18 protein-coding genes and 1 tRNA gene are annotated in these 19,380 nt (G+C 69.9%); 8 read left to right on the top strand and 11 right to left on the bottom strand.

Annotated features, from left to right (window positions below):
• The first annotated feature begins 358 nt into the window (after positions 1-358).
• Together FBY35_RS16395 and FBY35_RS16390 are read left to right on the top strand one after the other, a co-directional pair.
• Complete coding sequence (locus tag FBY35_RS16395) at positions 359-928, top strand: SigE family RNA polymerase sigma factor (RefSeq protein WP_142215104.1); 570 nt, start codon at positions 359-361, stop codon at positions 926-928.
• 71 nt (positions 929-999) lie between these two features.
• The gene (locus tag FBY35_RS16390; protein WP_260848630.1) at positions 1,000-2,034 is read left to right on the top strand and encodes a hypothetical protein; all 1,035 of its coding nucleotides are present in this window, start codon (positions 1,000-1,002) and stop codon (positions 2,032-2,034) included.
• 146 nt (positions 2,035-2,180) lie between these two features.
• Here the strand turns inward: FBY35_RS16390 and FBY35_RS16385 are convergent, their stop codons facing one another.
• Positions 2,181-2,930, bottom strand: a complete 750-nt coding sequence (locus FBY35_RS16385; RefSeq protein WP_142214504.1) for an SURF1 family protein — start codon at positions 2,928-2,930, stop codon at positions 2,181-2,183.
• Between the two features lie 73 nt (positions 2,931-3,003).
• Positions 3,004-4,845, bottom strand: a complete 1,842-nt coding sequence (locus tag FBY35_RS16380; protein WP_142214503.1) for a prolyl oligopeptidase family serine peptidase — start codon at positions 4,843-4,845, stop codon at positions 3,004-3,006.
• A gap of 123 nt (positions 4,846-4,968) precedes the next feature.
• Here FBY35_RS16380 and FBY35_RS16375 point away from each other — a divergent pair, with 123 nt between their 5' ends.
• A complete protein-coding gene (locus tag FBY35_RS16375) occupies positions 4,969-5,361 on the top strand; it encodes a nuclear transport factor 2 family protein (RefSeq protein ID WP_142214502.1) in 393 nt (130 codons plus the stop codon).
• Here the strand turns inward: FBY35_RS16375 and FBY35_RS16370 are convergent.
• The 3 genes from FBY35_RS16370 to FBY35_RS16360 form a co-directional block, all read right to left on the bottom strand.
• Positions 5,355-6,053, bottom strand: a complete 699-nt coding sequence (locus FBY35_RS16370) for a 4'-phosphopantetheinyl transferase superfamily protein (protein WP_142214501.1) — start codon at positions 6,051-6,053, stop codon at positions 5,355-5,357. The two genes, FBY35_RS16375 and FBY35_RS16370, sit on opposite strands and share 7 nt — an antisense overlap.
• Positions 6,054-6,325: 272 nt before the next feature.
• The gene (locus FBY35_RS16365) at positions 6,326-6,901 is read right to left on the bottom strand and encodes a TerD family protein (protein ID WP_142214500.1); all 576 of its coding nucleotides are present in this window, start codon (positions 6,899-6,901) and stop codon (positions 6,326-6,328) included.
• 243 nt (positions 6,902-7,144) lie between these two features.
• A complete protein-coding gene (locus FBY35_RS16360) occupies positions 7,145-7,606 on the bottom strand; it encodes a potassium channel family protein (RefSeq protein WP_142214499.1) in 462 nt (153 codons plus the stop codon).
• Between the two features lie 297 nt (positions 7,607-7,903).
• Here FBY35_RS16360 and FBY35_RS16355 point away from each other — a divergent pair, with 297 nt between their 5' ends.
• Positions 7,904-8,350 carry a hypothetical protein gene (locus FBY35_RS16355; protein WP_142214498.1) on the top strand — a complete coding sequence of 149 codons (447 nt, stop codon included), beginning with the start codon at positions 7,904-7,906 and terminating at the stop codon, positions 8,348-8,350.
• On the opposite strand, the gene FBY35_RS16350 is transcribed toward FBY35_RS16355, so the two are convergent.
• Positions 8,351-9,715 carry a chloride channel protein gene (locus FBY35_RS16350; protein ID WP_160159275.1) on the bottom strand — a complete coding sequence of 455 codons (1,365 nt, stop codon included), beginning with the start codon at positions 9,713-9,715 and terminating at the stop codon, positions 8,351-8,353.
• Positions 9,716-9,924: 209 nt separating this feature from the next.
• Here FBY35_RS16350 and FBY35_RS16345 point away from each other — a divergent pair, with 209 nt between their 5' ends.
• The 3 genes from FBY35_RS16345 to FBY35_RS36110 are packed head-to-tail and all read left to right on the top strand — an operon-like array spanning position 9,925 to position 12,025.
• Positions 9,925-10,635, top strand: a complete 711-nt coding sequence (locus FBY35_RS16345) for a TetR/AcrR family transcriptional regulator (RefSeq protein WP_142214497.1) — start codon at positions 9,925-9,927, stop codon at positions 10,633-10,635.
• A 25-nt stretch (positions 10,636-10,660) separates the two neighbouring features.
• Positions 10,661-11,803 (top strand): NAD(P)/FAD-dependent oxidoreductase, encoded by a 1,143-nt coding sequence (locus tag FBY35_RS16340; protein ID WP_142214496.1) that lies wholly within the window; start codon positions 10,661-10,663, stop codon positions 11,801-11,803.
• 60 nt (positions 11,804-11,863) lie between these two features.
• Positions 11,864-12,025, top strand: coding sequence for a hypothetical protein (locus FBY35_RS36110; protein WP_160159274.1), 162 nt, complete (start codon positions 11,864-11,866; stop codon positions 12,023-12,025).
• Positions 12,026-12,244: 219 nt separating this feature from the next.
• Here the strand turns inward: FBY35_RS36110 and FBY35_RS16335 are convergent.
• The 4 genes from FBY35_RS16335 to mptB all read right to left on the bottom strand — a co-directional run bounded on the left by FBY35_RS16335 (position 12,245) and on the right by mptB (position 16,052).
• Positions 12,245-12,318: transfer RNA gene (locus FBY35_RS16335), tRNA-Pro, on the bottom strand.
• A gap of 89 nt (positions 12,319-12,407) precedes the next feature.
• The gene (locus tag FBY35_RS16330; RefSeq protein ID WP_142214495.1) at positions 12,408-13,334 is read right to left on the bottom strand and encodes a metallophosphoesterase; all 927 of its coding nucleotides are present in this window, start codon (positions 13,332-13,334) and stop codon (positions 12,408-12,410) included.
• On the bottom strand, positions 13,229-14,575 hold the full coding sequence (locus FBY35_RS16325; protein ID WP_399208260.1) for a glycosyltransferase 87 family protein: 1,347 nt from the start codon (positions 14,573-14,575) through the stop codon (positions 13,229-13,231). Before FBY35_RS16325 ends, FBY35_RS16330 begins: the two co-directional genes overlap by 106 nt.
• A gap of 43 nt (positions 14,576-14,618) precedes the next feature.
• Positions 14,619-16,052, bottom strand: a complete 1,434-nt coding sequence (gene mptB / locus FBY35_RS16320; RefSeq protein WP_142214494.1) for a polyprenol phosphomannose-dependent alpha 1,6 mannosyltransferase MptB — start codon at positions 16,050-16,052, stop codon at positions 14,619-14,621.
• A 173-nt stretch (positions 16,053-16,225) separates the two neighbouring features.
• Between mptB and FBY35_RS16315 the strand changes: the two genes are divergently transcribed.
• Positions 16,226-16,690: a GatB/YqeY domain-containing protein gene (locus tag FBY35_RS16315; RefSeq protein ID WP_142214493.1), complete on the top strand. Its 465-nt coding sequence runs from the start codon at positions 16,226-16,228 to the stop codon at positions 16,688-16,690.
• Positions 16,691-16,827: 137 nt separating this feature from the next.
• On the opposite strand, the gene FBY35_RS16310 is transcribed toward FBY35_RS16315, so the two are convergent.
• Positions 16,828-19,056 carry a transglycosylase domain-containing protein gene (locus tag FBY35_RS16310; RefSeq protein WP_142214492.1) on the bottom strand — a complete coding sequence of 743 codons (2,229 nt, stop codon included), beginning with the start codon at positions 19,054-19,056 and terminating at the stop codon, positions 16,828-16,830.
• Between the last annotated feature and the right edge of the window lie 324 nt (positions 19,057-19,380).

Here is a 19,380-nt window from a genome sequence, read left to right as displayed (position 1 = left end):
AGCGGAATGCTTTGTAGGCTCTGTGAACACCCTGTGATCAAGACGAAGGTCTGTACCACTTGAACTGGGGTGCAAGGATGTTCGACGATGCGCTTCCCCTCTTTCTGCAACCGGCAGTTGGGCGGGAGGCGTCTTTGCGGTTGCCCCTTCACGGTGCCGCGAAGAAAAGGGGCATTGGGGAAGAGCGGGTACGCATGGGCGCATTTGGTTCACCGTCAAAAACGGTGGCGTACGCGTACAACCCTGACGGGGGGAAGCGTGTCCAACAGGCGTGGCAGAGGTTCTCGACTTCACCAGGGTGGTCCCGGTCCGCGGCGCAGCAGTGCGCCCGCTCCGCCGGCCCCGCCCGCCCGCCGGCATGCCGGTGATCGCCCCCATGCCCCGCACCACCCGCATCTCGTCCCAGCGCGAGGGCGCTGAGGACACCATGGCCGCGGGTACCACAGTCGATCACCTCACCGAGACCTATCGCGCCCACTACCGGTCGCTGCTTGGTCTCGCGGCCCTGCTTCTCGACGACACGGCCTCCTGCGAGGACGTCGTCCAGGAAGCCTTCATACGCGTCCACTCGGCGCGCAACCGGGTACGGGACCCGGAGAAGACCCTGGCGTATCTGCGCCAGACCGTCGTGAATCTGTCGCGGTCGGCGCTGCGGCGCCGCATCCTCGGGCTGAAACTGCTCTCCAAGCCGATGCCGGACATGGCGAGCGCCGAGGAGGGCGCGTACGACCAGCTGGAACGGGACGCGCTGATCAAGGCGATGCGCGGACTCCAGCGCCGCCAGCGCGAGGTTCTGGTGCTGAGGTACTTCGCGGACATGACAGAGGCTCAGGCCGCCGAGACGCTGGGGATTTCGCTTGGCTCGGTGAAGGCGTACGGCTCGCGGGGCATCGCGGCGCTGCGCGTCGCCATGGAGGCGACGGCATGAGCGGGCACAGGGACAGGTTTGAGCAGTACGGGCCGGACGGGCCGTTTGACGACCGGACTGGGAACGGAATTGTGAACTACGGGCCGGAAAATGAGCTGGGCGGCCTTGGAGCCCTTGGCGGGGACGAAGTCGCCCTGCGGCGGCTGCTGCAAGGGGCGGTGCAGGATCTGGAGCCCTCCGAAGGAGCCCTTGACCACCTGCGAAGGGCAGTCCCTGCGCGACGCGCCCGCAAAAGGCAGGCGCTGGTCGGTGCGGCGGCCGCGGTGGTGCTGATCGGCACCGCCGTCCCCGCCTTCGTGCATGTGGCGACCTCCGGCGGCAGCGACAGCGCCAACCCCGTCAACGCCGGACACGGCGAACAGGCTCAGGGAGGCACCGGGGACGAGGCGGGAGCCGAGGACGGCGAGTCGGGGACGGGCAGCCCCTCCGCCGGCGGCCAGGGCACCGGGCAGAACAAGGGCGGCGCGACCCCGACGCCGGGACAGCAGCCCTCCGGCGCCACGGACGGCAGGACGGGCGGCGTCCTCAACCCGCCCGTTACCGCGCCCGCCAGCTCCGCGGTCTGCGAGTCCGGCCAGCTCGGCGTCACCGCGGCGCAGGCGGCGCCCGACGCCGAGGGCAAGGTGTACGGCACCTTCCGCGTCACCAATGTCTCCAAGACCGACTGCGCGGTCAGCGGCGACGGCACGGTCACCTTCAAGGCGCTGGGCGCGGCCGACCCCGCCAAGATCACGGTGGCCGAGCACACGGCGGGCGACGCGGCGACCGGTCTGCCGGCCCCCTCGGAGGAGGCGGCTTCGCTGCTGCTGAAGCCGGACACGGCGTACGAGGTGAAGTTCGCCTGGGTCCCGAAGGACAGCTGCCCGACCACCGGAGCATCGCCCGAACCCACGCCGTCGGAGGGCGGCTCGTCGGGCGCGAGCACAGGCACGGGCACGACCTCGGGGAACGCCGAGCCCCAGCTGGTCCCCACGGCCGACGGCCCGGCGGACGGCAGCGTCGCCGTGACCCACACCACCGGGGTGGGCTCGCCCAGCGCGGAGACGACGATCACCAACGCGTGTTCAGGCACGATCTACCGCACGGGTGTGCTGAGCGCTCAGTGACGGGCCGGTCCGGGCCGGCGCCTGCGCCCGCGGCGCCGCGCGACGGAGCCGCACATCGGCAGCTGCCCTACCCGCCCCCCCACCGCTCGGTTTGAAGGTCGGGCAGGTGGGCCCGCCCCGATTGGCGCGGGTTCCGGCGGCGCCCGTTACGCGGGCTCCAGGCCAAGCGCTCGGTCTCGCTCAGCCTCCGCTTCGCGGCGCAGCAGCCGGAACCACATGAAGAGCACGAAGCCGGCGAAGACGAACCACTCCCCGGTGTAGCCCAGGTTCTGGAACGCCTTCAAGTCCAGCCCGCTGCCCTCCGGCGCGGACGCCGGGACCGGCTTCAGTCCGCTGTCGGCCTCCGTGAGGGTGACCCACGCGTCGTACACGTCGTCCGGCACGAGGTTCACCAGCGACGCCGCGCTGATCATCCCCAGCTGTCCGCCCGGCAGCCCGCCCGCCGCGTGCACGCCTTCGGTGCCCGGGGTCTCCGAGGCCTGCAGGGCGCCGGCCACGGTGACCCTGCCGGCGGGTGCCGCGGGGGCGGCCGCGCCCTGCCGCAGCCAGCCGCGGACCACCGGCAGCGTCCGGCCGCCGTCGGTCTTGAGCAGCGTAAGCACATACGAGCCGCGCTCACCGTCCAACTGCCGGTCCGGCACCAGGAACTGCTTGCCGTACCGCCCGCCGGCCGTCACCTGCCGCCCCGACGTCTTCTGGTCGACGGGCAACAGCTCGTCCAGAGGCACGGCCTTCTGCTCACCCGGCGCGGGCCCCTGCTTGGCCTGCTGATGCGTGGTGACGCGGTCCTCGAACTTGCCGAGCTGCCACGACCCCATGAAGACACAGAAGGGGATCGCCAGCACGACGAAGATATTGATCCCCCACCAGCGGGGCGTCAGCAGGAACCGGTACACACCCCCACGGTACGGAACGTGCCGACCGCCCCTCGGCCCGCCCCCCGTTCGCGGAGCCCGTCCCGCCAGCCGGCTACCCCAGGTCCACCCCCTGCCCCAGGTGCTCGGCTGCGAACGCGAGCTCCAGCCCCACCTGCTTGATCCGCTCCTCCACCACCAGCGAGCCGTGCCCCGCGTCGTAGCGGTACACCTCGTGCATCGCGCCGCGCGCGGCGAGCCGGTCCACATAGTTCTCGACCTGGCGGATCGGGCAGCGCGGGTCGTTGACGCCCGCCGAGATATAGACCGGGGCCCGGACCGCGTCCACATACGTCAGCGGCGAGGAGGCCTCGAACCTCTCCGGGACCTCCTCCGGCGTACCGCCCAGCAGGGTGCGGTCCATCGCCTTCAGGGCTTCCATCTCGTCGTGGTACGCCGTGACGTAGTCCGCGACCGGTACCGCCGCAAGGCCCAGCGCCCAGGCCTCGGGCTGGGTGCCCAGGCCGAGCAGGGTCAGATAACCGCCCCATGAGCCGCCCGCCAGGATCAGCCTCTGCGGATCCGCGAGCCCGGATGTCACCGCCCACTCCCGGACCGCCGCGATGTCCTCCAGCTCGATCAGCCCGACCCGGTGCTTGAGGGCGTCCGTCCATTGCCGGCCGTACCCAGTCGAGCCGCGGTAGTTGACCCGTACGACCGCGTATCCGTGGTCGACCCACGCCGCCGGGCCCGCCGCGAATTCGTCGCTGTCGTGCCAGGTCGGGCCGCCGTGGATCTCAAAGACGGTCGGCAGCGGGCCCGTCGCACCCGCCGGCCTCTGCACCAGCGCGTGGATCCGGCCGCCCGGCCCCTCCACCCAGGCATCCTCGACCGGCACCGATTCCGGCGCCTTCATGCCCGGGGGATCGAGCACGACACCGCCCGATGTCGAGCGGACCTGGGGCGGCAGCGCGGCCGAGGACCACAGGTACTCCACCTCCCCGCCCGGCCGGGCCGTCGCACCCGAGACCGAACCGGCCGGCGTCTCGATCCGCACCAGCTCCCGCGTCGCCAGGTCGTACCGCCACAGCTCGCCGCGTGCCTCGAAGCTGTGCGCGACCAGCAGCCCCGAGCCGTCCGGATACCACTCGGCGTTCACATCGCCCGGCAGGTCGATCGCGAGATCGGTCTCCTCGCCCGATGCGACGTCCCAGATCATCGGCTCCCAACGGCCGCGCCGCTGATGCCCGACGAGCAGCCGGGTGTCCCCGTCCACCGGAGCGAAACCGAGGACCTCAAGCCCCAGTTCCTCAGTGCCCCCCTTTGTGTCGTCCAGCTCGCAGACGGGGCTGCCGTCGAGGCGTACCACTCGCAGCGCCGAGTGCATCGCGTCCCCGTGCTCGGTGTGCTCGATCGCGATCAGCGTCCCGTCGTGCGACAGATCGCCGACCCCGGCGGACTCCCGGTGCCGGTAGATCTCGGCCGGCTCCGCGTCCTTGCGTACGACGTGAATCGTCGTGCCGTCCTCGTCGGTCGAGCGGCCGACCACCGAGGTGCCGTCCCGGCCGATGGCCAGACCCGCCGGATAGGAGGGTCCGAGGCCCGGCGCGGCGGGCTCGTCGTCCCCACCGCCGAAGGGCTGGCGCATCCAGACGCCGAACTCGTCGCCGTCGGTGTCCGAGAACCACAAGATCGACGCGCCGTCGGGGGAGAGCACCCCGTCCGTCGTGCCATTGGGCCGGTCCGTCGCCTGCCGCTGCTCGCCCGTCGCCCGGTCCCAGGCGTACAGCTCGTAGGTCCCGGTGGCGTTGGACACGAAGAGCGAGCGGTGCGGTGCGTCCTCCGCCCAGTCGGGCAGGGAAACGCGCGGCGCGCGGAAGCGCTTCTCCCAGTCGGGCATGCCGGGCAGCTCCGGCGTGCCCGGCAGCTCCGGCGTGGAGTCGGTGATCTCAGTCATGACCCCATTCTGCGCCGGACCCCCGACAATCCGTTCGGGCCGTCCGCAGCCTGTGGATAACTTCGGCGTCGCGCTCGTGATCACCCGGGCCCGATTGTCAGTGGCCGGGTGCACACTCGCCGTATGAACCGATCGACCTCAGCGACCGAGCTGCACAAGACCGTTGAGACGTACTGGTCCTCGGCCGAAGCCCGCGACTGGGCGGGCTTCGCGGCGACGCTGGCCGAGGACGTGGTCTACGAGCTGCCGCAGACCCGCGAGCGGATCCGCGGCCAGGAGGCGTGCGTCCGTTTCAACCGCGAGTATCCGGGCGACTGGCACCTGCGCATACAGCGGATCGTGGCCGACCGCGACCAGGCCGTCACCTGGATCCACGTCACCGTGGGCCTTGAGGAGATGTACGTGGTCACCTTCTTCACCGGTGACGAGGAGGGCCGGATCACGACCGTCACGGACTTCTGGCCCGAGGCGTACGAACCGCCGCCGGGCCGCGAGCACCTGGTAGAGCGCTACTGAGGCGCGGGCCCGGGCGTGGTGCGGCGTACGGCGACGGCTGCCGTGTAGCCGGGATCCGCGGGCAGGTCGGCCACCAACCAGTCGGCGTCAGCGGCCGGTTGGGGTCCGGCCCCGACATAGGTGAGGGCAAGGTCCTCGTTCAGGCCGACTCCCGTCGCCTTCAGCAGGGCCTCCTTACGTGTCCAGCAGCGGGCGAAGGCGAGGGCGCGGTCCGCCGTGGGCAGCGCCGCGAGGTGTGCACGCTCCTTCGGGTGCAGCTGGGCGGCGACATCGGCGACGATCCCGATGTCGCCGGGTACACCTTCGACGTCGATGCCGACGGGTCCCGTGGCCAGCGCGATCATCACCAGGCCGCTGGTGTGCGAGAGCGAGAAGTGCACCGGGCTGCCCGGGACGACGGGCCGCCCGTGCGGGCCCCCGCAGTGGGTGCACGGCTCGCGCGAGAAGGGCACCGCTTCCGGGGCCAGTCCCAGCCGCTCACCCAGAAGCCTGCGCAGCGTCACGTGCGCGACGGCGTAGGAGTCCCGGTCGGTGTCCCGCACAAAGGCAGCCAGGCGCGTGGACTCCTCGCCGTCGAGGATGTGGGGCCGGGCGAGAGCATCGGCGATATGGTCGGGCACCCGGCCGGACCACAGCAGTTCCACGCCCGGCAGCGCCTGGGCCTCGCGGCCGATGGGGGTGTCGGTCGGCATGCTGTGGTCCTCCGCCTGTGGTTCGACGCCGGCATCAAGGCTGACGGGCCGGACGGTCCATCAAGGTGGTCGGCCCCCGAGTCGACCGTACGGGAACGGGAGCCGGACCGTGCGGCCCCGCCGCCGAAGCCACCGCGGGGGCCGGCACATACCGGGCAGGTACGTCGGCTGTACCGGGCCGACGGACACCCGGGCGCGTGCCAAGGGCCCGACCCACGCCGCACGCGTCGTCGAGGATCAGGCCCTTGAGCAGCTGAACAGGCTTACGCGGCTCAGATATTGACGCCGAAGTCCTGCGCGATGCCCCGCAGGCCCGATGCATACCCTTGGCCGACCGCGCGGAACTTCCACTCCGCGGCGTTGCGGTACAGCTCGCCGAAGACCATCGCGGTCTCGGTCGAGGCGTCCTCGCTCAGGTCGTACCGGGCGAGCTCCGTGCCACCGGCCTGGTTGACGACGCGGATGAACGCGTTGCGCACCTGGCCGAAGGACTGCTGGCGGCTCTCGCCCTCGTGGATCGAGACCGGGAAGACGATCTTGTCGACCTCGGCCGGCACGCCCGCGAGGTTGACCTTGATCTGTTCGTCGTCGCCCTCGCCCTCACCCGTGAGGTTGTCACCGGTGTGCTCGACGGAGCCTTCTGGGCTCTTGAGGTTGTTGAAGAACACGAAGTGCTGGTCGGAGACGACCTTGCCGTTGGCGTCGACCAGCAGAGCGCTGGCGTCGAGGTCGAAGTCCGTGCCGGTGGTGCTCCGTACGTCCCAGCCGAGGCCCACGACGACCGCGGTCAGTCCCGGGGCCTCCTTGGTCAGCGAGACATTGCCGCCCTTGGAAAGGCTGACACCCATGGAAATCCCCTGCGCAATCCGGCGCGGGCCGCGCCTCTTGACGATTCCTTTGCCCAACGGGGCAACGAGCGGTCCCCCTCCCTGGTTCCCCTGTCGCCCGATGTCATCGTCCGGTTGGCCCTCACCACGCTTCGGCACCCTCGACAATGAGCGCCGCGCGGTCGCGGCGGACCAGGTCGCGGGGCCCGATCATGGCCATCGCCCTCTTGCCGGGCATCAGGGCGGACATCTCGGGCGGACATGTCAGGTGAGATCGTCGCGCCCCATCCGCTCCCCGGCCCGCCTGCGCACTCGGCGCGACACCGCGGTCGCGGCGGCGGTCAGGATGACGAAGCTGTACAGGATCTGAAACATGGTCACCAGTCGTGCGGTCTGGCTCAGCGGCACCACATCCCCGTAGCCGACCGTCGCCAGAGTGATGACGGTGAAGTACAGGGCGTCGAGCCGTGTCTTGAGTCCCTGGAACGAGTCCGGGTCCTTGGCGAGGGCGTAGTACGTCCCGGAGAAGAGCAGTACCGCCATGAGCATCAGGACGGGAATGACGATGACGGGGTGGGCACCCGGCCTGTCGATGTACGCATCCCTGATCTGACGCAGCAGCAGGTACGTGGCGACGGCGAGCCCCGCGAAGAAGATCGTCCAGCTGACCAGGGGGCGGTCCGGTCCGAGGCTGTCGAGGGGGAGCAGGAAGTACGCGGTGGTCATGGCGACTACGAGACAGACGGGTGGACCCACGACTCGTAGCACTCCAGGATTGGTTGTGCGGTGCACCACGTGAGCCTCCCGCCCGAGGTCGCGTCCCGCCGAAGCTCGCCCCCACCACGATCGTCCGCCCCGGCGATCCCCCGCCACTCCACGGCAGCCGAACGGTGCGTCGGCGCCTGAGTGCCCCGCGCCCGAATCACCCGGACGGGCGTACCCAAATGGCGCCGAGATGGGCCGGGGCCGACGCTCGAAGTCCCGTATGTGACCGGCGTACGGGACCGAACAGAGGACCACACCATGAGTCAGGACCAGCGGGCAGGAACACCGACGTACACGGGGCCGCAGCCCGGAGAACCGAACAGCGGATGGGTGACCGGCGGACTCGCCTTCGCCGCCGTGCTGATGCTGTGCGTCGGAGTGCTCGGCGTGCTCCAGGGCATCGCTGCGATCATCGAGGACGACGTGTACGGCCGGGTCGGCAACTACGTCTATCGCATCAACCTGACCGGCTGGGGCTGGATCCACCTGATCATCGGCGCCTGCCTCGTGATCACCGCCGGGGGCCTGTTCAAGGCCGCCACCTGGGCGCGAGTCATAGGTATCTGCCTGGCCTCGCTCAGCCTCATCGCCGAGTTCATGTTCCTGCCGTACTCGCCGATCTGGTCCGTAGTCATGATCGCGGTCGACGTGTTCATCATCTGGGCGCTGGCGGTGTACCGCAGTGACGCGCCGCGTAAGGCCTGATCAGCCTTTCGTGATCGACTTCCGCTCCCCTTCGAGGAGTTGGGAGGCGATGAAACCGACGACCGAGCAGACGATGACCAGCGGCATCTGGTGCGCTGCGTCAGTGCCGAGCAGCAGGAAGGAGAGCACGGCGCTGGTGAGCGGGAGACGGGTGACCACTGCCGTGGCGGTGGCCATCCCGAGCGCGAGCCCCGGCGCCGTACCGAGGCCCGGCAGACCCGAGCATGCGATGCCGATCGCGGCACCGAGCATGAGGGAGGGGAAGATGGGGCCGCCGCGCAGGCTGCCCAGACAGATGCCCCATGCCAGGCCCTTGAACAGGACGAGAGCGGCCAGCGTGCCGATGGACCAGGCGTGGGGCTGTGCGGCCAGGCTGCTCAGAGTCGTCTGGCCGGACAGCGCGGCCTCCTCCGGCGAGCGGTCGGTGACCAGGGCGTACGCGGAGATGCAGATGCCCACGGCCATGGCACAGGCGACCGTGCGGACGGCGGTGAGCCGTTTCGTCCAGGCTTCCGTGAGAAACCCGAGGCGGTGCCCGGCTGTGACGATCACCGCGATCAGCACCGCCACGGGAATCCCCCACAGGAAGTCCCACGCGTCCGGGTTTGTGTCCGGCGGCACCTGGGGCAGGGTGAGCCCCCCGGTCGACAGCCCGGTCCATTGCCCGAAACCGGTGAAGACCAGCGCCCCCACACCGCTGGCCAGCAGACAGGGCAGCAGCAGGAGCACCAGCTGCGAGCCGCCGAGACCGGCGGCCTCCACCACCATCACGGCGGCCACCAGAGGGCCGCCGAGAATCGTGGAGATCGCCGTAGTGGAACCGGCGGTGCCCACAACGAGCGCGGCCTTGGGGTCCGCTTCCCGTTTCGCCGCCCGCACGCTGAGCAGGGCAAGGCCGCTGCCCACCCCCATCAGAGGAGCTTCCGGACCCAGCACCACGCCCAGAGGCAGCCCCGCAAGGGCGGCGAAGACCACGCCCGGCAGCTCCTTCGGCCCGAGGGTCGGACCGCCGAAACCGTGGACGGGCACATGCCCGCCGTGGCCCGGCACGCGTGTGACGACTGGAGCAAGCAGCAGCCCGGCCAGCAGCAACGCGGGCAACGGCCACCACCAGGGCGGCTGGTCGTATCCGGCCGCCTCCGGCAGGGACTCCCACACCCAGTGCTGGAGCTCGTGCTGCAGGCTCACGAAGTAGAAACAGGCGAGCGCGATGGGCACGCCCAGGATGACGGAGACCAGCAAGAGGCGTAGGTAGCCGGGGCTGAACAGCGCCTCACGCAGCGTCAGCGGACCCGGGTCCGGCCCTTGGTCCTTGGGCGCGGGGGTTGCGGACTGGCCTGGGGGCGGCGGGGGGTTTGCGGACATGGAGGGCGCGCTCTCCTCGATCTCCGGCGGGCCAGGTGCTGGTGGGCACAGTCAACGCGGACGAGATCAACGGCGCACTCCGGAGATGGCGGTGGGGTGACGGACCTGGCCCCGGCTGGCTCAGTCGTCGGGCGGCGGGAGCCTTGCGGGGTTGCGAACATGTTCGTCAGGTACTTGTTCGTGCCGAACATGTTCGTTAGCCTCGGTCCATGGCTACTCACGGCAATGCACCCCTCAGTCGTAGGGAACGTCCGGCCAAACGCGCCCTGACCCGGCCGGGCATCATCGCCGCCGCAGTGCGGATCATGCGGTCCGAAGGTCTGCAGAAGGTCACCATGCGACGCCTGGCGCAGGAGCTGGACACCGGCCCGGCGTCGCTCTACGTGTACGTGCGCAATACCGCCGAGCTGCACGCGGCAGTCCTGGACGAGTTGCTCGGCTCCGTCGACCTGACGCCGGTCAGCGAGGACGGCGACTGGCGCGACCGGCTGATCGAGGTCCTCACCTCCTGCACTTCGGTGCTGTTCGCCCACCCCGAACTGGCCCGCGCGGCACTCGTCGCCCGCCCCAGCGGCGAGCACTATCTGCGGCGGGTCGAGGCGCTGCTGGCTCTGATGGACGAGGGCGGCGTCCCGCCGGGGCAGGCCGCTTGGGGCGTGGACCTACTGCTGCAGTACGCCACCGCGACCGCCGCCGAGCACGCCGGTCAGGGCCAGGCCGCCGACGCCCAGGACGACTGGGACGCCCTGACCAGGGCCCTGCTCGGCGCCTCTCGCGACACCCACCCCCATATCGCCGCACTCGCCACCGCGCTGCTCTCGGGCGAGCCCCGGACCCGGTTCGCCTGGGGTGTCCGTGTGCTGCTCAACGGCATCGTGCACACCCCCGTACCGGCCCCTCCGGCCGGTTCCGCGGCCTGAACCGCACCCCACGAGGAGTATCGGCATGACCACCCACCACCCTCTGGCCATCATCGGCGCCGGTCTCGGCGGCCTCACCCTGGCCCGCGTCCTGCATGTCAACGGCATCGCAGCGACAGTTTTTGACCTGGAGGCGTCCGCCGGGGCCCGCACTCAAGGCGGCATGCTCGACATCCACGAGGAAACCGGGCAGGCGGCGCTGCGTGCCGCGGGCCTCCATGATCAGTTCCGCCGGCTCATACACCCCGGTGGCGAGGCCATGCGCATTCTCGACAAGCACGGCGTCGTACGGATGGAGCAACAGGACCCGGGCGACGGCGCACGTCCCGAGGTTGACCGCGGACAACTGCGCGACCTGCTGCTCACCTCGCTGCCCGAGGGCACTGTCCGCTGGGGCAAGAGGATCACTGGCGCCGGCCCCCTGGGCGGCGGCCGCCACGAAGTGACCCTGGCCGACGGGAGCGCCTTCACCACCAACCTGCTCATCGGCGCCGACGGGGCCTGGTCGAGGATCCGCCCGCTGCTCTCGGCGGCCCTCCCCGCGTACACGGGTGTGTCGTTCGTCGAGGTGGACCTGCTGGAAGCCGACCGGCGCCACCCCGGCAGCGCGGCCGTCATCGGCGGCGGATTCTTCTTCGCGCTCGACGACGGCAAGGGACTCCTCGCCCACCGCGAGACCGACGGCAGCCTGCATGTCCACGTCGCGCGCAAGGCACCCCACGAGTGGATCACCGGCATCGACTTCACTGACACCGACGCCGCCAAGGCGGCCGTCCTCGCCCACTTCGACGGCTGGCACGACAGCCTGCGCGCGCTGGTCGCCGAGGCCGACGGCGCCCTGGTGCCGCGGCACATCCACGCCCTGCCCACTGCCCACCGCTGGGACCGGATCCCCGGGGTCACCCTCCTGGGCGACGCCGCCCACCTGATGTCCCCGTTCGCCGGCGAGGGCGCCAACCTCGCCATGTTCGACGGCGCCGAACTCGGCAGCGCCCTCGCCGCCCACGCAGGCGACACCGAGGCCGCACTCGCCGCCTACGAACGGACGCTGTTCCCCCGCAGCGAATCCTCAGCCGCGGAGTCGGCCGCCAGCCTCGACCTGCTTTTCGGCGACAACGCCCTTACGGGCCTGCTGGACCAGTTCGCTTCCCACAGCCAGCCGGGCTGACCCGCGCGGCCCGCTCCCTTGGTGTCACCGGTCCGTACGGCATGCGCGGAGGTGTACACGGTGGAACAACTCCGCCAGATCATGGGCGCCTTGTGGATCACCGATGCGGCGGCAGAGGTCTCGCTGAACCTGCGAACACACTTCGCCGGTACCCACGAGTTCAAGCCGGGTGACCACCAGCGCAAGGCGCTCACGACGGCGCTGGACCAGCTCGTTGCCTGAAGCACGGCTCTCGCCACGCTGCGCTCCACTCGAAGCTCCGCAGCCGCCTGCCCACGAGGCAGTCCGTCCATCGCCGCGGTCAACAGGTTTGACAGCAGCCCGAGTTCCCCGTTGCGCTGCCTGCACGAGCCGCGCGGAAAGACTCCCCGGAGGACACGAGAAACCACTCAGGGGCCTGATCCACTCGGTGGATCAGGCCCCTGACCTGGTACTTCACTGTCGGGGTGGCGGGATTTGAACCCACGACCTCTTCGTCCCGAACGAAGCGCGCTGCCAAGCTGCGCTACACCCCGATGTCACCGCTGTCGCGGCGACATCGATTACTTTAGCCCACCCGCGGCCCTGGACGAAATCCGGTTTTCGCGCACGTCCCCGGGCCGTCTCAGTCCCGTGCCACCAGTGTGAGCAGCGTCGCTTCCGGCGGGCACGCGAACCTCACCGGCGTGTAGCGGCTCGTGCCGCAGCCCGCCGAGACGTGCAGGTAGGAGACGTTTCCGGCGTTCTGGTGGGTCGAGAGGCCCTTGACGCGGGCGGTGTCCAGGTCGCAGTTGGTGACCAGGGCGCCGTAGAAGGGGATGCACAGCTGGCCGCCGTGGGTGTGGCCCGCCAGGATCAGGGGGTAGGCGTCGGCTGTGAAGGCGTCGAGTGCGCGCAGGTAGGGGGCGTGGACCACGGCCAGGGAGAGGTCGGCGGCCGTGTCCGGGCCGCCGGTGACGCGGTCGTAGCGGTCGCGTTTGATGTGCGGGTCGTCGAGGCCCGTGAACGCGAGCTCGTAGCCGTCGAGCTTCAGGCTGCCGCGGGTGTTGCTCAGGTTCACCCAGCCCGCCGTGTCGAACGCGTCGCGCAGCTCTTCCCACGGGTTGTGGACCACGCCGACCGCCGGGGCGTTGCCGTTCAGGCCGTGTCGGCCCTGGACCTTCTCGATCAGGTAGCGGCCCGGGTTGCGAAGCGTGGGGCCGTAGTAGTCGTTCGAGCCGAAGACGTAGACGCCGGGGTATTCGAGCAGCGGGCCGAGTGCGTCGAGGACCTCGGGTACGGCGTCCGGGTCGGACAGGTTGTCGCCGGTGTTGACCACGAAATCCGGGCGCAGGCCCGCCAGGGACTGGAGCCACGCGCGTTTCTTGCGCTGGCCGCACACCATGTGGATGTCGGAGACCTGGAGTACACGCAGCGGGCGCATCCCGTGCGGCAGGACGGGAACCGTCAGCCGTCGGAGGCGGAAGGAGCGGGCTTCGAAGCCGGCGGCGTAGGCGAGGCCGGCAGCGCCGGCTGCCGTGATTCCCAGGGGTACTCCGTAGCGTGCGTGCATGCGTCCATCGTTGCAGACCCGGCGTGGCGGGGCAGCGGACGGGCGGCCGGGGCGGTGGCCTCTTCCCGCAGAGGGAGGGCGATGAGCAGGCCGAGGCAGATCCACACGTACGTATTGCTGCCGAGGAAACCGTCGATGCCCGTCGCGTCCCAGCTCCACAGCCATACGACGCTGCTGCACAGGATGACGTAGATCGCGCCCGCCCATCCCAGCAGGCGGCGCCGTCTCGGGTCCCCCTTCTGGAGGCGCAGCCCCGCGTCGATGAGGACGGCCAGTGCCGGGAACACCCAGACCAGATGGTGCACCCAGGTGACGGGGCTGATCAGGCAGGCCGTGAGGCCGGTCACGGCAAAGCCCGTGAGTTCGTCTCCGGCAGCGACGGCGCGACGTGCGCGCCAGGCCCAGAGGCAGAGGATCACGATCACGCCGAGCGCCCAGACCGTACGGCTGGGGGCGTCCGGCTCGGAAAGCCGGGCGACGACTCCCTGCCAGGACTGGTTGGAGACGTACGCAAGCGAGCCGACCCGGTCCGTGTTCCACATCGCCTCGGTCCAGTAGACCCGCGAGGCGTCGGGCGCCACCCACATGGCGAGCAGTGTCGCGCCGGCCGCGACGCCCGTGGCGGTGGCGGCGGCGCGCCAGCGGCGGGTGAGAAGCAGATAGCCGATGAAGACGGCCGGGGTGAGCTTGATCGCGGCGGCCAGGCCGATGCCGAAGCCCGCGAAGCGGCCGCGGCCCGTGGACAGGAGCCAGGCGTCGGCCAGTACGAGCGCCAGGAGCAGTTGATTGACCTGGCCGAAGCTGAAGGTGTCGCGGACTGGCTCCAGCAGGACGAACAGACAGCCGGCGACGGCGAAGGTGAACCACCGGCTCCAGCCCTGGCGGCGCACGACGGTTCCGGCCGAGCAGTACAGCACCGCTCCAGCCGCCGCGAGGTTGAGCAGCACACTGATCGCGACGGCGCTCTGCCAGTCGACCAGTGTCATCGGCAGCATGCACACGGCAGCGAACGGCGGATAGGTGAAGCCGTAGTGCGTCCCCGGGACCAGATAGTCGTAGATGCGTCCGCCGTCGGTCCACGACTCGACCGTTCCGTAGTACACACCGAGGTCGAACCAGTCGCGGTGCAGCGGGACCGTGGCCAGGAACAGTCCGACGGCGGCGGCGAGCCCCACGACGAGGGACGGCCTTCCGCGCGTGGTCGTCGGCCAGGTCACGCCCGTGGTTCTGGTCGTCGTCATGCGGCGCTCCCTTGCCGCGTCCGGCGGCTTCCCGGTCTCTTCGTCATGCGGCGCTCCTGAGCGGATCCGTCCCGGTGCGGGTCGCGGCGCGCGTCATGCGGTGGGCGCACCACAGCGCGAGCACCGCGAGGACTCCGCCGCAGGTCGCCAGCGCCACCTGAGGTCCCTCCGGCGCGAAGCCGCTCGGCAGTACCGCCAGGGCCAGTACTCCGCTCGCGACGGCGACCGTCCTGCGCACCGAACTGTCGGGTCCGGCCGCTGCTATCAGGAACAGCCCCCACAGCACGTACCAAGGCCGTATCGCCGGTCCGAGGACGGCCACCGCGAACAGGCTCAGCCTGAGTGCGTACACCGGGCGCAGCCTGTGGTGGCGCCGCCATGCGAGCAGTACGGCCAGCGCGGTGGCGCCGAGCCCTGCCAAGTGCCAGGCGGGCGCGGCAAATTGGGCCAGGCTGCTGCCCGCGTTCTCCAGCAGGGCGCCGGTCATGCGGCCGAGGGAAGAGGTGAGCGACCAGTTCTGTGGCGAGACCGGGGTGTCCAGGGCTCCTATCCATCCGTATCCGGTCCCGGTCAGTGCGGTGGTGCCCGCCGTGGTGCCGGCGCTGATCCCGAGGACCGCCGCGACAGCTCTCACTCGTGGTGTACGGCCCTCGAGCTGCCGGGCCCAGAGCAGGGCGACGGCCACCAAGCCCAGTGCGGCGGGCGCTTTCACCAGGGCCGCGAGCGTGACCAGGACGACCGCGACGATCGGCCGGCGCCCCAGCGCCGCCACCAGACCGGCGCCCAGCAGGCCGAGCATGATCGCGTCATTGTGGGCACCGCCGACGAGATGCAGCAGTACCAGCGGATTGAGCGCCCCGAGCCAGAGAGCGGCGGCCGGGTCCGCCCCGCAGTGCCGGGCCAGCGTGGGCAGGCAGAGGACCATCACGGCAACACCGAGCAGGGCGACGAGCCGCATCCCGAGCACGCCGGTGAAGACTTCGCTACGGGTGAAGTCGGTGATGGCCCGGGCGCAGGCGAGGAAGAGCGGTCCGTACGGAGCCGGGGTGTGCTGCCACAGCGGCGCCACCTCCGCCGGCAGCGGTCCGCCGAGCCGCGAGGGCCCGTGCGTGTACACGTCTATCTGTGCGTCGACCATGGCGCCCTGCGCCAGGTAGCTGTACACGTCCCGGCTGAACAGCGGCGGCGTAAGGAGCAGCGGCGCCGCCCACAGCCCGAGGGTGAGCAACAGGGTCCGCCGGCCGGGCGGCTGGGGTCCGCGGACCTCCCGCCCCAGCAGCGCCCAGGCCGCGACCAGCAGTACGAGTCCGAAGTACGCGGCGACCAGTCCGAGCGCGGCCCGGCCGGATTCCGGTGCGAGTGCGTTCCGTACGGGAAGCGCGCCGGCGGTCACACCGCCCGCGGCAAGCGCTGTCGAGCCCACCAGGCCGAGCAGTTGGCATCGGCGGGTGTCGACGGAGACGGGGAGCACCAGCATCTGGGAAGCGTGTCAACGGGCGGTGTCCGAAAGGCGACGCTGTCATCGCCATCGTGCGGCCGCCGCGTGTCGGCAGTCTTACAAACACACGCACCAGGGGTTCCACGGACCGTCGGGGGCGTCGCCGCGAAATGCGAGGGCGACGACATCGCCGCACCTGCCACACTGGACTCATGACCAGCCTCAAGTCCAAGCTTCAGGAAGACCTCACCGCCGCCATCAGGGCGCGCGACGAACTGCGTTCCTCCACCCTCCGGCTGACCCTCACCGCGATCACCAAGGAGGAGGTCGGCGGCAAGACCGCGCGCGAGCTCTCCGACGACGAGGTGCAGAAGGTGATCGCGAAGGAGGCGAAGAAGCGCCGCGAGGCTGCCGAGGCGTTTCAGCAGGGTGGTCGGACCGAGTCGGCCGAGCGGGAGAAGGCCGAGGGGGAGCTCCTCGACACGTACCTGCCCAAGCAGTTGTCCGACGACGAGCTGAACGCGATTGTGGCGCAGGCCGTCGAGGAGGCCAAGGCGGGCGGCGCCGAGGGGCCGCGTGCCATGGGGGCGGTCATGAAGATCGTGAACCCGAAGGTGGCAGGGCGCGCCGATGGTGGCCGGGTGGCTGCCGCGGTGAAGCAACTGCTCGCGGGCTGAGCCGCGCACAGACACACAGCACGAACCAGGGGACCCGGCCGCCCGGCCGGGTCCCCTGGTTCGTGACGATGTCTCGTAACGATGTCTCGTAAGGGCGACTGGTCCACGACGTCCCGTACTCGACTACCGCGGACTTCCTACGGGAACCCTGTCCCGCCGTTGTTCCCCTGGCCGCGGTTGTTCCCGCCGCCGATCAGGTCCGGCGGGATCGAGATGCCGGGGAACGGGTCCTGGCCGCCGTTGTCCTGACCGCGTTGGTCACCGTGCTTGCCGTCGTCCGGCTTCTGGGGCTTGTCCTTGGGCGGGTCCGGGATCGGGACGCTGACGAACGGCAGCGCTTCCTTGCCCTCCAGGGCCCCGGTCATCGCATCGCGCCAGATCGGTCCGGGGACCTGACCGCCGAAGACCTTCTCCTGGTACTGCCCGCCGATGTAGATGTGCTCCATCCTCACCAGCTGGGTGGGGCTGCCGACCCAGACGGCGCCGGAGAGGTTCGGGGTGTAGCCGACGAACCAGGCGTTCTTGCGCTCGTCGGTCGTACCCGTCTTGCCCGCGTTGTCACGGCTCTGGAGACCGGCTTGCTGACCCGTACCGGAGTCGACCACTCCGCGCAGCAGGGTGTTGATGGTGTCCGCGGTCTGCTCGGACATCACCTTGCCGCAGGTGGACTTCGGGACCTCGAGGCTCTTGCGGTCCGCCGTCTCGATCGACTCGATCGCGGTCGGCGTGCAGTACGTGCCGCGGTTGGCGAAGGTCGCGTACGCGTTGGCCATGGTCAGCGGCGAGATACCGGTGGAGCCCAGGGTGAGTGCCGAGGGCTCCTCGGGGAGCTTCTTGCCGTTGCCCTGCACCACTCCCAGCTTCTGGGTCATCTCCATGACCGGGCAGAGGCCGATGTCGGCGATCATCTGGACGAAGTAGGTGTTGACCGACTTCGCCATCGCCTCCTTGAGGGCGTACGGACCGACCTCCTTCTCGTTCTCGTTCTTGAGCCGCTGGTCGCCGAGGTTGACCCAGGGCTTTCCGCTGCAGGTCGCCACCTGGGAGGGGTACGGCATCTCGTACGGCGCCGGATACACCTGCGTCGGCGGCCTGCCCTGCTCTATCGCCGCCGCCGCCACGAAGGGCTTGAAGGTCGAGCCGACCGGGAAGCCGTAGTTCGAGCCGCCCATGCCCTGGTTGACCGAGTAGTTGATCTGGGTCTCGGTCTTGCCGAAGCCGTACGGTCTGGACTGGCCCATCGCCATGATCTTGCCCGTGCCGGGCTGGACCATGGTCACCGCGGAGGCGACCTTGTCCGTCTTGTAGACGTGTTCCTTGATCGATTTCTGCGTCGACTTCTGGGCCTGCGGGTCCAGCGTCGTCTTGATCGTCAGGCCGCCCTGGTTCCAGACCTTGGCCCGGTCCTCCTTGGTCTTGCCGAAGACCGGGTCGGACAGGAAGACCTCGCGTACGTAGTCACAGAAGAAGCCCGCGCCGTTGGCAGCCGTGATGCAGCCGTTCTTCGGCTTGCTGACCTTCAGGGAGATCGGCGCCGCCTTCGCCTTGTCCGCTTCCGCCTGCGTGATGTCGCGCATGTCGGCCATGCGCTGCAGCACGGTGTTGCGACGCCTGGTCGCCTCCTGCGTGTCGTTGACCGGGTCGTAGCGGCTGGGGGACTGCACGATGCCCGCGAGCATCGCCGCCTCCTCCAGCTTCAGGTTCTTGGCCGACTTGGAGAAGTAGCGCTGGGAGGCGGCCTCGATGCCGTACGCCTGCTGCCCGAAGAAGGTGATGTTGAGGTAGTTCTCCAGGATCTTCTTCTTGCCCAGCTCTTCCTCGACCTGGATCGCGTACTTCAGTTCCTGGATCTTGCGGCCGATCGTCTGCTGGGTGGCCTGGGCGACCTTGTTGGGATCGTCGCCGGCCTCCTCCACGAAGACGTTCTTCACATACTGCTGGGTCAGGGTCGAGGCGCCCTGGGAGACGCCGCCCGACTGGGCGTTGCGGTTGAGCGCGCGCAGGACGCCCTTGAGGTCGATCGCGCCGTGCTCGTAGAAGCGCGAGTCCTCGATCGCGACGATGGCCTTCTGCATGTACGGGGAGACGTCCTTGAGCGACACCACCGTGCGGTCGCGCGAGTAGACCGTGGCGATCTGCCCGCCCTGCGAGTCCAGGATCGTGGTGCGCTGACTCAGCGGCGGAGTCTTGAGATTGGCCGGGATCTCGTCGAATCCCTTGACCGTCCCCTTGGCCGCGAGGCCGAGCGCACCGACGGCGGGCAGGGCGATGCCTGCCAGCACGGCTCCGGAGAGCACGCTGACACCGAGGAACTTGGCGGCCTGCTGGGGCCCTGTCAGACCTCCGCCGGAGCGCTTCTTTGGCATGGGGGCAGCCTACGTTCTCATTCGCCGGACACGCGTATAGGCCTTGGCCTAAGCTGCTCACAACTGTCACAGCAGTGCGGTTCTGCATCAAGGCCTTCCCCCACTCCCGCTGTATCCGAAGCCATCGGGCCGTGTCCGAATCTGCCTCATGCGTCGCCCGGCGTCCGTTGTGACTCAACTAACCTGTCCCGCTTTGTCGGGATAGTCGCGTATGCCCTCAGCTCACTCCCCTGGGTGATCTGCCGCGTACGCATAGTCCGTTCGGGCCATTCAAGATTGGGCCCGAAGGGGGTGTTGCGCTGTGCCCACCTTCCGTAACGTCCT

This window comes from Streptomyces sp. SLBN-118 (genome assembly GCF_006715635.1).
Lineage (GTDB): Bacteria > Actinomycetota > Actinomycetes > Streptomycetales > Streptomycetaceae > Streptomyces.
This window is presented reverse-complemented; position numbering and strand designations above follow the sequence as displayed.